This window comes from Pontivivens insulae (assembly GCF_900302495.1).
Lineage (GTDB): Bacteria > Pseudomonadota > Alphaproteobacteria > Rhodobacterales > Rhodobacteraceae > Pontivivens > Pontivivens insulae.
The window spans coordinates 609,002-624,151 of record NZ_OMKW01000001.1 but is presented as its reverse complement, the minus strand read 5'-3'; the positions used below and the strand labels follow the sequence as shown (position 1 = coordinate 624,151).

The following is a 15,150-nucleotide window of genomic DNA, read 5'->3' as shown; positions in this document are numbered from 1 at the left end:
TCAGGCGTCTTTCAGAAGCCAGGCAAAAAAGCCGGTGGCGAGCACGGCCGCCACCAGTTGTACACCGATAAACGCGGCCACATCGGCGGGTGCGATGCCTGCGAAAGTGTCCGAAAACCCGCGCGCGATTGTCACGGCCGGGTTCGCGAAAGAGGTCGAGGACGTGAACCAATATGCCGCCGTAATATAGAGCCCGACCGCCATCGGAACGGCCGTTGGTCGCGCCTTCAGACAGGCCAAAATCGTTCCGATCAGGCCAAATGTCGCGACAAACTCTCCAGTCCATTGCCCCAACCCCGTCCGCGCTGTCGTCGATGGATCGAACATCGGATGTTCGAACATCACATGCGCCGCAAAGACACCCGCAATACCCCCAACAACCTGAACGACCGCGTAAAGGGAGGCTTCCCGCACGGCGATCTCCCGCCGCAGCGCAAAGCAGAGCGTCACCGCTGGATTGAAATGCGCCCCTGAAATCGGACCAAACACCGTGATCAGCACGACCAGAATGGCGCCGGTCGGGATGGTGTTGCCCAACAGGGCGACCGCGACGTTTCCGTCAGCCAGCCGTTCGGCCATGATGCCAGAGCCGACGACCGTAGCCAGCAGAGAGAATGTGCCAAGCGCTTCTGCTATCAGTCGGCGGTCAAGGGTCATGGGCAAACCGTCATTTATTTGTCATTTCGGAGATTACCGAATTGACAAATTGCTACGCCTTCCGCACGGTTCGGTCAAGCACAGGATTGAAGCTCATGGATCAGAAAGCAGCCCTCGACGCCTTCGCAGCACTCGCCCACCCGACGCGATTGGCTGTGTTCCGCTTTCTGGTACGCGAAGTCCCAAATGGTGTCCCAGCCCTCGCCATATCAGAAGCGCTGGACGCACGGCCCTCGACCATGTCCGGTCACCTGTCCGTGATGAAGTCCGCCGGGCTCGTCAGTACAACGCGCAATCATCGCGAGATCCTCTACGCAGCACATCTGCCTGCCATCAGCGCACTTGTCGGCTTTTTGCTGTCCGACTGCTGCGGGGGGCAGATCGACAGGTGCCAAGACATCCTCGCCCTGCTCGATTGCGAGTGCTGAGCGTCAATTGTGCTTGATTGAACGCCCAATTTGCGCCACCCAGACAACAGGGCTGGCGATGGCGTCGCCACCAGCTTGTCTGGCACACCCTGACCTCCTTTCCTGAACGCCGGGACTTGCTTTGCCGTGATGACGGTAGAGGAGCCGCGCGCCCCTTTTGTGCCGTTGTCATGGTCCGTGACGAAAGGACCATTGGATGACCCGTCCACATTTCTACCGCTTTCATCAGGGCGAAAAGACGCTCCCCTTTGCTGATGCAGAATACAGGGCACGCCTGACGAGGCTGCGCGCCGCCATGGCAGAGGCAGGTGTCGAGGCCTGTGTTCTGACCTCGATGCACAACATCGCCTACTATTCCGGCTTTCTCTATTGCGCCTTTGGCAGGCCCTACGCGCAGGTCGTCACGCCCTCCGACACCGTGACAATCTCCGCCGGGATCGACGCAGGCCAGCCATGGCGGCGCGGCTATGGCGACAACATCACCTACACGGACTGGGAGCGGAACAACTACTGGCGCGCGATCCGCTCCGTCACTGGAACGGAGAAGGTGATCGGCGTCGAGGGCGATCACCTCTCGATCATGCAAATGGGGTTGTTGCGTGAGTTCCTCCACCCGCAAGACACTGTTGATATCGCGCCGGCAACGATGCGGCTGCGCATGCACAAATCCCCGGCGGAGATCGACCTGATCCGCGCCGGGGCCGCGACGGCAGATGTCGGCGGCTATGCCATTCGGGAGGCAATCAGCGAAGGCACGCGCGAAATCGACATCGCCATGGCGGGACGTGACGCGATGGAGATTGAGATCGCCAAGCGCTATCCAGACGCCGAGTATCGCGACACCTGGGTGTGGTTTCAGTCTGGCATCAACACCGATGGTGCTCACAACCCGGTGACGTCCCGCTGCCTCCAGCGCGGCGACATCCTGAGCCTCAACACCTTCCCCATGATCTCCGGCTATTACACCGCGTTGGAGCGGACCCTTTTCGTGAGGGAGGTCGATCCGGCCAGCCTGAACATCTGGCAGGCGAACGTCGCCGCCCACGAATACGGAATGAGCCTGCTGAAGCCGGGCGTCAGCTGTGCTGAGGTAACCGCCCAACTCAACGCCTTCTTTGCAGAGCGTGACCTGCTGCAATACCGCACCTTCGGTTATGGCCACTCCTTCGGCGTTCTGTCCCACTATTACGGGCGTGAGGCCGGGCTGGAGCTGCGAGAGGATATCGACACAGTTTTGGAACCGGGCATGGTGATCTCTATGGAGCCCATGCTGACCATCCCGGACGGTCAGCCGGGCGCAGGCGGCTATCGGGAGCATGACATCCTGATCATCACCGAAGTCGGCAACGAGAATATCACCGGCTACCCCTACGGCCCGGACTTCAATATCGTTGGCTAGTCGAACAAACCCGCGCGATCAGTTGGTCGCGCGGGCATTGCGCACCCAGGCCACGATGACCTCGCGCGCCGCATTGTCCATCTGGATCGCATTTGGCGGCGGCATCGCGTGACTGACGCCCGCTTGCAGATAGATCTGATCGGCATGGCGGGCGACATCAGTTTCCGTCTCCAGCAACACCCCCTTCGGCGCCCAGCGAATACCATCCCACGAGGGCTGGCGTGCATGACACATCGAACAGTTGCCGATCACATGATTATACGCCTCGTCAAACCCGGCGGCAGAGGCAAATTGCGCCTCATAAGGCGTGAAATCACGGGTCGAGGCTTCCTCATAGTCATCCGCCGGACGCACGCTCGAAAGCCAAGCGATCGCGATCATCAGCAAGACCGTCACTGCCCAGGTCCAGTTCGGCCCGGCCCCTGTTCGGTGCATGGTGTTGAAATAATGCCGGATGGTCACGCCCGTCAGGAAGATCAGGCTCGCGATCAACCACGCATATTCCGTGGCAAAGGCCAGCGGGTAATGGTTGCTCAGCATCAGGAACACGACCGGCAGCGTCAGGTAATTGTTATGGGTCGAACGCAGCTTCGCGATCTTCCCATATTTTGCATCGGGCTTGCGCCCCGCTTTCAGGTCCGCCACCACGATCCGCTGGTTCGGCATGATCTGGAAAAACACGTTGCCGGTCATGATCGTCGCGGTGAATGCGCCCAGATGCAGCAGCGCCGCCCGGCCCGTGAACACCTGATTGTAGCCCCATGCCATCGCGACAAGGATCACGAACAGGAGCAGCATCAGCGTCGTCGGGCTCTCCCCCAGCTTTGACTTGCACAGCGCGTCATAGACCAGCCAACCGACCGTCAGCGATCCGGCGGAGATCAAAATCCCCTGCCACAAAGCCAGATCCGCCCGCGAGGGGTCGATCAGGTAAAGCTCCCCGCCCACCCAATAGACAATCATCAACAGCGCCGCACCGGACAGCCACGTCACATAGCTTTGCCATTTGTGCCAGGTCAGATGCTCCGGCATCCGCGCGGGCGCGACCATGTATTTGACGGTGTGATAGAAACCGCCGCCATGCACCTCCCACTCCTCCCCATGTGCGCCATCGGGCAGCGCATCATTGGGCTTGAGCATCAGGTCGAGCGCAATGAAATAGAACGAGGCCCCGATCCACGCCATCGCCGTGATGACATGCAGCCAGCGCACCGAAAACGCGATCCAGTCCCACAGAATGGCAAGGTCATACATCGGCTCAGCTTCCCCGATAGGTCGAATAACCGTAGGGCGAGAGGAGGAGCGGCACGTGATAGTGATCATCCTCCGCCATGCCGAACCGAATCGGAACTTGGTCGAGGAACAGCGGCTCGGCCCCTGCCTGACCCGTTTCGCGCAAATAGTCCCCGGCAAAGAAGATCAGCTCATAGGTGCCGGTCTCGAATGACTCTGCGGGCAGGATGGGGCTGTCTGTCCGCCCATCCGCATTGGTGACAGCCTCCGCAATTTTACGGTGCGAGTTGCCGGATACGCGGTAGAGCGCGATCTTGATGCCCGCCGCCGGGCACCCGCGAGCTGTGTCCAGCACATGTGTCGTCAGAAAACCGCTCATTTTGACCTCCCCCTCGGCGCGCCCCGGCTTATAGTTGACCGAAACGGGCTGGCTTAAAGGCCCGATACTGATCCAATTCGCAACGAGGTGCCAGCCCGTGAACCGCTATCCCCGTGACATGACCGGCCATGGCCAGACCCCACCCGCCGTCAACTGGCCCGGCAATGCCAAAATCGCCATTCAGATCGTCCTGAATTACGAAGAAGGGGGGGAGAACAACATCCTCCACGGCGATCCGGCTTCAGAGGCGTTCCTGTCCGAAATCACGGGCGCACAACCCTGGCCCGGTCAGCGGCACTGGAACATGGAGTCGATCTATGAATACGGCTCCCGCGCTGGGTTCTGGCGCATCCACCGCCTGCTGGGCGACCTGCCGCTAACCGTCTACGGCGTCACCACCGCGCTGGCCCGTGCCCCCGAACAGGTCGCAGCGATGAAGGCCGCGGGGTGGGAGATTGCCTCCCACGGCCTCAAGTGGATCGAGCACAAGGATATGTCCGAGGGGGAGGAAGCCGCCCAGATGGCGGAGGCGATCCGCCTGCACACCGAAATCACCGGCGAGGCGCCGCGCGGCTGGTACACCGGCCGATGCTCCAACAACACCGTGCGACTGGCCGCCGAAACCGGGCAATTCGCCTATGTCGCCGACAGCTATGCCGACGATCTGCCCTATTGGATGGAGTTCGGTGAGCGCGACCAATTGATCGTGCCTTACACGATGGACTGCAATGACATGCGCTTCGCCATTCAGGCAGGCTTCACCACCGGCGATCAGTTCGAAAGCTATCTCAAGGACAGCTTCGACATGCTCTATGCCGAGGGAGCGGCGGGCGCGCCGAAAATGTTCTCCATCGGGCTGCATTGCCGACTCGCGGGCCGTCCGGGCCGGGCACAGGCGCTCAAGCGCGCGATTGAGTACTTCCAAAGCCACGAAGGCGTCTGGTTCGCAACCCGCCTGCAAATCGCGGAGCATTGGGCCAAGACCCACCCGCATGTCCGTAGCACCCGCCCCTCGCAAATGGATCGGGAGACGTTCGTGGCTGAATTCGGCGGCATATTCGAGCATAGCCCTTGGATTGCCGAGGGCGCCCACGTCCTCGAACTCGGGCCACATCACGACAGCGCCGATGGGGTGCACAACGCGCTCGCCCGGATCTTTCGGTCCGCCTCGCAGGAGCAGCGCCACGGCGTCCTGATCGCCCACCCCGACCTCGCCGGAAAACTGGCCGCGGCCAGGCAACTGACCGCCGAGAGCACCTCCGAACAGGCGAGCGCCGGGCTAGACGCGCTTACAGATGAGGAGCGCGCGACCTTCCAGTCGCTCAACAGTGCCTATGTCGAAAAACACGGCTTCCCCTTCATCATTGCCGTGCGTGACCACACCAAGGCCTCGATCATGGAGGCGTTCAAGCGCCGGATCGACAATCCGACCCCGATTGAATTTGAAGAGGCGTGCAAACAGGTCGAACGCATCGCGCAACTGCGCTTGCTTGAGAAGCTCGGCGCATGACCCGGACTATCCTGATTGAGCCGATAACAGCACAGGCCTTCGCCCCGTTCGGGGACCTGCTCGACTGTGCAGGCGACCCGGACAAGATCATCAATCAGGGGATGTGCGGGCGCTACCATGACCGCGCGACGCTCGATTTCGCAGATGGCCGTGCTGGCATCAGCCTCTTCCGGGCGGAGCCGCGCACCCTGCCCCTGACCCTTGATCTGGTCGAGCGGCACCCGCACGGCTCGCAAGCCTTCGTGCCCATGAGCCTCGATCCGTTCCTCGTCGTCGTGGCCCCCGATACGGGCGACAAACCCGGCACGCCCCGCGCCTTTCGCACGGAACCGGGGCAGGCCATCAACTTCCACCGCGGTACATGGCATGGCGTGCTGACCCCGCTCCACGCCCCGGGACTGTTCGCTGTTGTGGACCGGATCGGCGATGGCGCGAACCTGCAAGAGCATTGGTTCGAGACGCCCTATACGGTTTCGGATTGACGCATAAGCGCACCTAGTTCCGATGCACGAGCGCCGTTCCGAGGGGTGGCGCAAGCGCGCCGCCCCGTGGGGGCGGAACGGCGCGGCGCAACGGTGCCCGTCGCGCGGGCGCTTTGTGAAAACCCATATGCTTTAAGGTAGAGTGGCCTGCATCAACTTTCCGGTGGTGCCCCACCCTCCGTTGTGCGCTTGTCGATAAACGCGCGCAGCTCTTCCAGCCGATCTCCAGGTGTCATCAATGGCGGCTCATCGGCCAAGATACGCTCCCAAACCCCCGTCGCGCGCTGATTTGCATCCAGCGCGCCCCGATCCGTCCACGTGCCGAAATTCGCATAATCATGGACGACCGGCTCATAGAACTCCGTCGAATACCGCTCCATCGTCTGCGGGGCGGAGAAGAAATGCCCCTGCGGCGCCACATGGGCCAGCGCATTGGCAAAACCGATCTCATCCGCACCCGCCCGGTTGCCCGCGCAAAGCTCGGCGACCATGTTGAGCACTTCCACATCGGTGATCAGCTTCTCATAAGAAACGGTCAATCCGCCTTCCAACCACCCCGCCGCGTGGATCACCACCGTCGCCCCGCCCAGCAGACAGCCCCAAAGCCCCATCTGGTTCTCGTTCGCGGCCTGCACATCATTGATGTTCGCCGCAGACCCAGCGGCAGAGCGCCACGGCAGCCCCACCATGCGCGCCATTTGCCCCGCGGCCAGTGAGGCCTGAAAATGCGTCGGCGTGCCAAAGGCGGGCGCGCCCGATTTCATATCGACGTTCGAGGTGAACGTGCCATAGCAGACCGGCGCACCGGGCTTTGCCAACTGCGCCAGCGTGATCGCGGCCAGACATTCCGCATGGCTCAAGGTGATCGCCCCGGCCACGGTGATCGGCGCCATCGCCCCCATCAGCGTGAACGGAGTGATGATGCTCAACTGCCCCGCACGGGCAAAATCGATCAGCCCCTGCGCCATGGGCATATCGAGCGTGCGCGGGCTGTTCGTGTTGATGATCGTGTAGGTGTGAACGCCTCCAGCGAACTCCACCTCAGACAGCCCACGCGCAATACGCAACATCTCGAAATTGTCCCGCGCCTGTGGCGTGCCGCGCGCGAACATGAACGGGAACTTATCCGTCAGCTCCATCTGTGCCAGCGTCGTGAAATAGTGGCGCAGATGCACCGGAACGTCCTGCGGCTCCACCGACGGGGACATCATCTGAAAAACATCGTAGTGCTGCGCAATGCGCGTGTAGTCACGATAGTCGCGCGCCGAACCGGGCCTGCGCCCGCGATTTAGGTCCGTGGCGTGGGGCGCGCCTGCGCCGGGCTGGAAATTCAGCGTGCCAAGCTCCAGTACCGTATCGCGATGGGCAGCTCCGGCCCGGCAATGGATGCTGCGCGGGGCTGAGGCAAGCGCTGCCTCCACAATCTCCCGCCCGATATAGACCATATCGTCCTCGACCCGCGCCCCGCCCTGCGCATAGAGCGTTCGCGCCTCAGGCAAGAGAACGCGAAAGCCCAACTCCTCCAAGGTGCGTAGGGCGGTCTCATGCATGTTCGCCGCTTCATCGTCAGAGAAAACGGACATGACCGGAAACGGATTGCGCAGCTGGCGATAATTCGGCGTCCGGGTCGGAGCCGCCGTCGCGTCACGGCGTCGCCCACGCCGTCCCTCTTTTCGTGAAGCGTCCTGAGCCATGCGCCCGCCTTTCTGCTCGCCTCACGATGGAGACGAACAAGGTAAGCCTTGCAGCAACGCGACCCACAGACATGCCAACCCACGACATGGCACACCCGGCAAGAGGTCGCTGTCAGACCACGGCGACCGGACTGCGCGGTTCAGCCCAACGGCATATGCCGGTTCACATCCTTGTAGAGCAGATAGCGAAACCGCCCCGGTCCGCCCGCATAGCAGGCTTGCGGGCAGAAGGCGCGCAGCCACATGAAATCGCCCGCCTCCACCTCAACCCAATCGTTGTTGAGCCGGTAAACTGCCTTGCCCTCCAGCACATAGAGCCCGTGTTCCATCACATGGGTTTCCAGAAACGGGATCACCGCCCCCGGCTCGAACGTCACGATGTTGACGTGCATGTCGTGGCGCAGGTCCGCGGGGTCGACAAAGCGCGTGGTCGCCCACTTCCCGTCCGTCCCCGGCATGACGTTCGGCGCTACATCCCGCTCATTCGCGATGATGACATCCGGCACATCGAGGCCCTCCACGGCCTGATACGCCTTGCGCACCCAATGAAAGCGCAACATGCCGTCGGACCTGTTGCGCAAGGTCCAATCCGCACCGGGTGGAAGGTAGGCATAGCCGCCCTCGCCCAACAGATGGGTCTCGCCCGCGATGGTCAGTGACGCCTCGCCCTCCACAACGAACAGAACGGCCTGCGCGCGCGGATCATCTTCGGGTCTGTCCGATCCGCCGCCAGAGCCAACCTCCATAATGTATTGGGAGAAGGTCTCGGCAAAACCGCTCAGCGGTCGTGCGATCACCCAAAGGCGCGTGTCCTCCCAAAACGGAAGATAGCTGGTGACGATGTCGCGCATCGTCCCACGCGGCAGCACGGCATAAGCCTCGGTAAACACCGCACGGTCGGTCAGAAGCTGGTCTTGCCCCGGATGCCCGCCATGGGGCGCATAATATTTCCCAGCCATCACAGCCCCCTTTGCTCACTCCGTGCAAAGCTATCGCCCGCCCGCAGGATCGTCATCCCAGAACTTGTGCCCGAACGCGCCGGTCTGGCAGGTAGCAGCGCAAGATCGGCGGATCGGCGTTGGCGCGATATGCCAATCAGCGTCACGCTGTTGAGCATGGATATCGCACAAAAATACGATCACGCCGCCCCGCTGTGGGGTCAGAAAGTCACTCAGCTTGGCTACACCGCAGCCTATGACGGCTTCCTGTCTGGTCAGGTGGCGGAAACGGGCGCGGTTCTGGATGTGGGCACGGGGACGGGCGCATTCGCACGAAGCTGGATCCGTCAGGGGGGCAGCCCTGCAATGACCCTGCTTGACCCGTCACCAGCCATGCTCGCCATGGCGCGGCGCAGCCTCGCGACCCATGGCCTGACCCCCTGGACGATATGCGCCCCGATGGAGCATCTGCCACAGGACGCACGCTATGATGCCATCCTGGGTGCGCATGTTCTGGAACATTTCGACCCTGCACAGGACGGTTTCCAACGCCTTGCCCATCACCTTGCCCCGGGCGGTCGGCTCTACCTCGTCATCTCGAAACCACACTGGTGCAATTGGCTGATCTGGTTGCGATATCGCCATCGCTGGTACGCGCCGGGACGGATCGAAGTCATGGCAAGACAGGCGGGACTGATCCCGATGCGGACGCACCGCTTCCACGCCGGACCACCAAGCCGGACAAGCCTTGGCTACATTTTCACCAAACCTGAAAGGAGCTGACATGCTCATCGCCCACGTTACATTTCGCACCCTCCCGAACGACCGGGCAGAGGCTCTTTCGGCCCTTCTCGATCAGGTCGCCGAGGTGCGCGCGATGCCCGGCTGTGTAAAATATATCCCGGCAGAGGACGCCAGCGATCCATGCGGACTGATCGTTGTGCAGGCATGGGAAAGCGCCGCCCGGTTCGACGCCTACCTCGCGTCACCTCCCTTCGCCCGTCTGGGGCAGTCTCTCCGCCCCCTGATGACGGCTCCCCCTGTCAGTCAGCGCTTTGACGCAACCCCTTGCCCCGGCTAACGATACAACATGCCACCTGACGCCTATTGTCTGCACGCGCACTTCGCGCCCGGCGGTCCGCTCTCCTTCCGGTCAGAGCGGCACTACCTGCTCTATGCGCTTGCAGGCACCCTCCGGCTAGAGGCGGAGGGTCAACGATGGACCCTTACGCCCACACGTGCGGCGTTCATACGGGCCGATATGCCGATTGAGGTCACAATCCTGTCCGAGCTGACATCGGCGTCCGTCCTGTTTGCTTCCGGCTATATCGCCCCGCCTACACGCGCCCTCAGCGTGTTCGATGTCTCCCCGCTGGCGCGGGAACTGATTAAGGCCTGCCGCGATTGGGGGGAGGACGGACCTCCTCTCTCGCCTTTGGCGGATCAGCTCTTCACCACTCTGGCCAGCGTCATCGCCCATCTCTCTGAAACTCCGAGCCCCTGCGTGATCCCTGTCCCGCGCTCAACCCGGCTGCAGAGGGCCGTCACACTGACCGAGGAGCGCGCACATGACGCCGTGACCTTTGACGAAATTGCGGTCGCGGCCAATCAATCACCCCGCGCGCTCGCCCGGCGTTTTTCGGACGAGATGGGGATGACATGGCGCGAAACGCTCCGCCGTATTCGCATCATTCGCGCGGTGGAGGCTCTCGCGATGGAAGACACGCCGGTTACCCAGATTGCCTTCAACGTCGGCTACAACTCACTGTCCGCGTTCAACGCGGCATTCCGCGATCTCATGGGGGTCACTCCGACGCAATATCGTGACAGCTTGCGAGACCCCAGGCTCTAGCCCGAGGCCCCTTTCAAAAGCTGCGTCTCGTTTCGAGTGACGAAGCGCCGCGCCGGTTTCAGCTCTGGCACATCACCGAAGATCAACTCGATCTCTGTGCGCGCCTCGTCCGTCATCGCATCCTTGGCCATTTCGCCAAGGTAAAGGCTCTCGGTCCAAAGGTTGTCCACGCGCACCAGCTCGTGCTGCGCGCACATGAAATGGATATAGGTCAGCCGCCCCATCTGAGGTTCGCGCACGATGGTTTCCCCGTCGATCAGACCCACCGCTGGGGCCAGCACCTCAGGCTGCCCGAACAATGTAGCGGCCTTTGGACCTTTCAACATGATCCGGTGCTGGGGCGATACGATCAGATCGCGCGACGGCATGTCCGGGCCCAGCGCACCCCGCCGCACCCGGATGGGCGCAAGGCTCGGATGGGCAATCAACTGCTCACGCGAGATGTCGCGACGGCCGATCCACTCGATCATCTGGATCCCGTGATCCCGCGTCAGGACAGGGCTGCCGACGTGCAAGCGCTCCACCGGCAAGGGGCCAGTCGGGGTCAGAACTCTGGCCCCCGGCGTGAAACAGACCACGTTCGTATTGTCGAAGAACAGCTCATCGGGGTTTACCCCGGGCAGGCGGACACCCCCGGCGAAATCGAGGACGCCATCTGCCGCATCATCGCGCAGCGCCTTGATGGCAAGGGCAAAGTCGGTTCCGTTCAGCGCATTATACGCATCCACCGTCCCGGCATTGTAAGACCCGGACAGGTCGAGGAAATCGTTGTTGGACTGGTTCCCGTCGTCAAGGACCTGCCCCGTGGCCGTGTTGAAATCCGTGATCTGATCGTCAGAGCCGTCGGCCACGAACGTATCAAATCCGTCTCCACCAGTCAGGGTGTCGGTGCCATCGCCACCCAGCAGGCTGTCATTGCCTTCACCGCCATCAATCGTATCGCTGCCGCTACCCCCATCAATGGTGTCGTTGCCCTCACCACCAGAAATCGAGTCAGCACCCGCATTGCCCTGGATGGTGTCATTGCCAACACCGCCCAGAATAGTGTCGTTGCCACCATTGCCGCGGATGTTGTCGTCGCCGAACTGGCCCAGAATGCTGTCGTTGCCACCGCCGCCGCGAATGTTATCGGCGTCCCCATCCGCTGGCTGAGCATCAAAGAAGATGTCCGTGATCGTGGCGGCCTGGTTGTTCGTGCCGAGGTTGAGGTATTCGACCTCAATCCTTGCGACCGGTCCGGCGACCTCTACCAGAATCGACCCACCAGCCGATGCGTTGCTCAACCCATTCGTGGTGGCCGTCGCGGTGTCGACACCGACAAATCCGTCGCCACCCGTATCGCTCAAGGTTGGTCCGGGCGTTCCGCCCGAACCTGACGTCAGCGTGACGTCTATGCGGGTGTTGGACGCGTCATAGGCCCGGATGATGACCTGATCCTGAAACCCGCCCGGCAGGTTCTGGTCAATGTCGTTGATCCGGAATTGGACGTTTGTGACCTCGTCGACAAAGCTGGTGCTGGAACTTTCGAAATTGACGGTCAGCGTGGACGTCGTGTTGGTCGTCGCATCCGCCCGGTTTCCAAAAAGCTGCCCTGACGAATTCGCGTTGATCGTCTCGCCGCCACTGTCAATGCCGGCGACATTGTTCAGCACATTCTGAAAGGTCAGATCCCGCGCGCCGACATTCTCTTCATCATAGTCGAGCGTGACCTGAATGCCGCCAGTATCCTGAACTACGGCTCCGGTTGCATCGGCTGAGGCCAGTACGTCCTCATCGTCAATCGTGGTCTGGTCATCTGGATCGGGGATCAGCGACCAGTTGAAGCTGAGGCGCTCCGCCTCCTGCCCGTCGCCGATGATGGTGTCGTTGCCGCCATTGCCGCGCAGACGGTCGGCCCCCTCACCGCCCACGATGGAGTCGGCGCCACCCCGGCCAAAGATGGTGTCATTGCCCGCGCCGCCGACCAACGTGTCAGCAGCGTTCGACCCGTCCAGACTGTCCGCACCATCTCCACCCGTCAGCTCGGTCGAGCCAGAGGCATTGTCGATGATGACCGTATCAGCACCCTCACCGGAAACATCCGAATAGTCGAACCCGGTCGTTGTGACGAGCGTCCCGCCAATTGAGTCCCCGATGCTCCACGTGCCAGAGGCGGAGTTGGGGACGAAGAACAGGTAATTCGTGCCACCGGATGTAAATTGCCCATAGACACCCTGCATCGAGATATCATTGGCGTTGATATTTGCCGCACCGGCCTGAAATTCGTTCGCATAAACGCCGTCCAGCGCGCCTGCGCCGGACAGCTCAAATGACTGATCGGCATCAACGTCGGCTTCCGCGCCATTGCCAAGGAACGTGCCATCACCGGCGTTGTCGGTAATCGTCAAGGTGACGCCGACATCCTCCACCAACAAGGTGGTGAGGTTCAGAATATAAACCCCGGTATATGTGTACGTGCTGGCCATAACTGCCGAGCTTATCCCCCGAATTCTTTACAAACTGCGCTCAGTGCGCTGCGTCGTCCATACTCCTTAGGTACAGCACGACAATGGACTCGCAGCATTCCCCAATGCGTGCGAGTTGCGTTGCTTTACCCGATTCTGCCTAGGTGGCAACGAAGCAGGCCACGTTCCATGTACGACGCGGCGTAAAATTGGGATGAATTGGGCAATAATTGCTTGTCTTGCAGGCAATGGGTGGCAAAATACCGCCCATTGCGGGTGCGCCCCGCCCGAAAGCGGGGCGCACGACGCTTACATAGCGTCAGGCAACATGGTGACGATCTGTGGAAAGACGATCACCAGAATGAGACCCAGAAGCAGCAGGAAGAAGAACGGTGCCGCCGCTCGCGCGACGCGCAAGATGTCGAGCCCGGTCAGGCCCTGGATCACGAACAGGTTGAAGCCAACCGGTGGTGTGATCTGGCTCATCTCCACCACAATGACGAGATAGATACCAAACCAGAGCGGATCGATCCCCACCGCCTGCACCATCGGCAGAATGATGGATGTGGTCAGCACCACGACCGAAATCCCGTCAAGGAAGCACCCCAGCACCACAAAGAAGACCGTCAGCGCTGCGAGCAGCTGAAACTTCGTCAGGCCGAAATCGCTGATCCATGCGGCCAGATTGCGCGGCAATCCCGTGAACCCCATCGAGATCGACAGGAAGGCGGCACCGATCAGGATAAAGGCGATCATGCAGCTTGTGCGCGTCGCGCCCATTAGCGCCGCCCGGAATTCCGCCCAGCCAAAGCCACCGGTGAAGGCTGCAAGGATCAGGGCCAGCACCACGCCCAGCGCTGCCGCATCCGTGGGCGAAGCCACGCCGGTATAGATTGACCCGATCACCCCGACGATCAGCAGTATCACTGGTATCAGGGAGCGGGACGCCTTGAGCTTCGCGACAAAGGCCTGCCGCTCTGGCGCGGGCGGGATCAGATCGGGGTTCATCCAGGCCCTGACAGCCACATAGGCTGCGAAAAGTCCGACCAGCATCAGGCCCGGCAGGATACCGGCGACAAAGAGCCGGGCGATGGATTGCTCCGTCGCCACGCCATAGACGATCAGAATGATCGAAGGCGGGATCAGCAGGCCCAACGTCGCAGAACCCGCGAGCGTCCCGATGATCAGACGCTCAGGATATCCACGGGCCGTCAGTTCCGGTACGCTCATCCGTCCGATCGTTGCAGCAGTGGCGGCCGACGAGCCCGAGACAGCGGCGAAAATCGCGCAACCCAGAATGTTTACATGCAAGAGCCGCCCTGGCGCCCGCCCCAACCAAGGGGCCAATCCGGTGAACATGTCCTGGCTCAACCGCGATCTGAGCAGAATCTCCCCCATCAGGATGAACAGCGGCAGGGCCGCAAGCGCCCAGGAATGTGAGTGACCCCAGATCGTTGTGGCCAGAACCAGTCCCGGCTCAGGGTTCGCGAAGAAGGTGATGGCGACCAGCGCTGTCGTCATCAGGGCCATGGCAACCCACAGGCCACCTGCCAGCATGATCAGCAAAATCGCGAGCAACAGGACAGCAATCATTGGATCGGTCATTCCGCCCCTCCTTCACCTGTCAGGATCGCGCCGCGCGCCTGTACGCTCTCGACGAGCGTGTGAATGAGCGCCAGCGTCAGCAGGGACAGCCCCAGCGCCACCGGCGTTTGCGGGATCCAAAGCGGGATCGCGATCATACCGGGGGATGTATCGTTGTAATGCAGGCTCTCGGCCACGAGCAGCCACATGTAATAGGTGGCAAACGCCGTCAGCGCGGTTGCAAGGGCGAGCACGAACAGCTCGACCGCCCAGCGCGCTCCATGCGGCAACCGGTTGGTCAACAGCGTGACGCGGATATGCCCGCCGCGCCGCAAGGTATGGGCGAGCGCCAGGAATGAGGCCGCCGCCAACGCAAATCCTGCGAAATCGGCGTAGGATGGAATGGTAAAGCTCAGGCCCGGCCCCCCGACGCGTGCCAGAATATTCAGTCCGATCTGCGCCGCAACGACCACGCAGATCATCAGGATCGCCAAGGCGGCCAAGGCCCCGGCCAGGTCATATAGACGGTCGAGCATCCTGCCCATGACAC

15 protein-coding genes are annotated in these 15,150 nt (G+C 61.8%); 7 read left to right on the top strand and 8 right to left on the bottom strand.

Features of this window, described 5'->3' with window-relative positions; translation table 11 throughout:
* On the bottom strand, positions 1-657 hold the full coding sequence (locus POI8812_RS03000; protein WP_108781031.1) for an aquaporin: 657 nt from the start codon (positions 655-657) through the stop codon (positions 1-3).
* 95 nt (positions 658-752) lie between these two features.
* Here POI8812_RS03000 and POI8812_RS02995 point away from each other — a divergent pair, with 95 nt between their 5' ends.
* Entirely contained in the window at positions 753-1,085 is a 333-nt protein-coding gene (locus POI8812_RS02995; protein ID WP_108781030.1) for an ArsR/SmtB family transcription factor, read from the top strand.
* 196 nt (positions 1,086-1,281) lie between these two features.
* Positions 1,282-2,484, top strand: coding sequence for an aminopeptidase P family protein (locus tag POI8812_RS02990; protein ID WP_108781029.1), 1,203 nt, complete (start codon positions 1,282-1,284; stop codon positions 2,482-2,484).
* Between the two features lie 18 nt (positions 2,485-2,502).
* Here POI8812_RS02990 and POI8812_RS02985 read toward each other — a convergent pair whose 3' ends face one another.
* Together POI8812_RS02985 and uraH are read right to left on the bottom strand one after the other, a co-directional pair.
* Positions 2,503-3,738 carry a urate hydroxylase PuuD gene (locus tag POI8812_RS02985; protein ID WP_108781028.1) on the bottom strand — a complete coding sequence of 412 codons (1,236 nt, stop codon included), beginning with the start codon at positions 3,736-3,738 and terminating at the stop codon, positions 2,503-2,505.
* A 4-nt stretch (positions 3,739-3,742) separates the two neighbouring features.
* Entirely contained in the window at positions 3,743-4,096 is a 354-nt protein-coding gene (gene uraH / locus POI8812_RS02980) for a hydroxyisourate hydrolase (RefSeq protein WP_108781027.1), read from the bottom strand.
* A gap of 97 nt (positions 4,097-4,193) precedes the next feature.
* Here uraH and puuE point away from each other — a divergent pair, with 97 nt between their 5' ends.
* Together puuE and POI8812_RS02970 are read left to right on the top strand one after the other, a co-directional pair.
* A complete protein-coding gene (gene puuE / locus POI8812_RS02975; RefSeq protein ID WP_108781026.1) occupies positions 4,194-5,606 on the top strand; it encodes an allantoinase PuuE in 1,413 nt (470 codons plus the stop codon).
* On the top strand, positions 5,603-6,088 hold the full coding sequence (locus POI8812_RS02970) for an ureidoglycolate lyase (protein ID WP_108781025.1): 486 nt from the start codon (positions 5,603-5,605) through the stop codon (positions 6,086-6,088). Before puuE ends, POI8812_RS02970 begins: the two co-directional genes overlap by 4 nt.
* 152 nt (positions 6,089-6,240) lie before the next feature.
* On the opposite strand, the gene POI8812_RS02965 is transcribed toward POI8812_RS02970, so the two are convergent.
* Together POI8812_RS02965 and POI8812_RS02960 are read right to left on the bottom strand one after the other, a co-directional pair.
* Positions 6,241-7,782, bottom strand: coding sequence for a trimethylamine methyltransferase family protein (locus tag POI8812_RS02965; protein ID WP_108781024.1), 1,542 nt, complete (start codon positions 7,780-7,782; stop codon positions 6,241-6,243).
* Positions 7,783-7,922: 140 nt separating this feature from the next.
* Complete coding sequence (locus tag POI8812_RS02960) at positions 7,923-8,741, bottom strand: bifunctional allantoicase/(S)-ureidoglycine aminohydrolase (protein ID WP_108781023.1); 819 nt, start codon at positions 8,739-8,741, stop codon at positions 7,923-7,925.
* A gap of 129 nt (positions 8,742-8,870) precedes the next feature.
* Here POI8812_RS02960 and POI8812_RS02955 point away from each other — a divergent pair, with 129 nt between their 5' ends.
* The 3 genes from POI8812_RS02955 to POI8812_RS02945 are packed head-to-tail and all read left to right on the top strand — an operon-like array spanning position 8,871 to position 10,572.
* Positions 8,871-9,503, top strand: coding sequence for a class I SAM-dependent methyltransferase (locus POI8812_RS02955; protein ID WP_162844867.1), 633 nt, complete (start codon positions 8,871-8,873; stop codon positions 9,501-9,503).
* A gap of 1 nt (position 9,504) precedes the next feature.
* Complete coding sequence (locus POI8812_RS02950; protein WP_108781021.1) at positions 9,505-9,801, top strand: putative quinol monooxygenase; 297 nt, start codon at positions 9,505-9,507, stop codon at positions 9,799-9,801.
* Between the two features lie 9 nt (positions 9,802-9,810).
* Positions 9,811-10,572, top strand: a complete 762-nt coding sequence (locus tag POI8812_RS02945; protein ID WP_108781020.1) for an AraC family transcriptional regulator — start codon at positions 9,811-9,813, stop codon at positions 10,570-10,572.
* Here the strand turns inward: POI8812_RS02945 and POI8812_RS02940 are convergent.
* From POI8812_RS02940 to POI8812_RS02930, 3 genes are all read right to left on the bottom strand, one after another.
* The gene (locus POI8812_RS02940) at positions 10,569-13,037 is read right to left on the bottom strand and encodes a Hint domain-containing protein (RefSeq protein ID WP_108781019.1); all 2,469 of its coding nucleotides are present in this window, start codon (positions 13,035-13,037) and stop codon (positions 10,569-10,571) included. The two genes, POI8812_RS02945 and POI8812_RS02940, sit on opposite strands and share 4 nt — an antisense overlap.
* A gap of 288 nt (positions 13,038-13,325) precedes the next feature.
* On the bottom strand, positions 13,326-14,621 hold the full coding sequence (locus tag POI8812_RS02935) for a TRAP transporter large permease (protein WP_108781018.1): 1,296 nt from the start codon (positions 14,619-14,621) through the stop codon (positions 13,326-13,328).
* Positions 14,618-15,145 carry a TRAP transporter small permease gene (locus POI8812_RS02930; RefSeq protein WP_108781017.1) on the bottom strand — a complete coding sequence of 176 codons (528 nt, stop codon included), beginning with the start codon at positions 15,143-15,145 and terminating at the stop codon, positions 14,618-14,620. The genes POI8812_RS02935 and POI8812_RS02930 overlap by 4 nt, the downstream gene beginning before the upstream one ends.
* Positions 15,146-15,150: the final 5 nt, after the last annotated feature.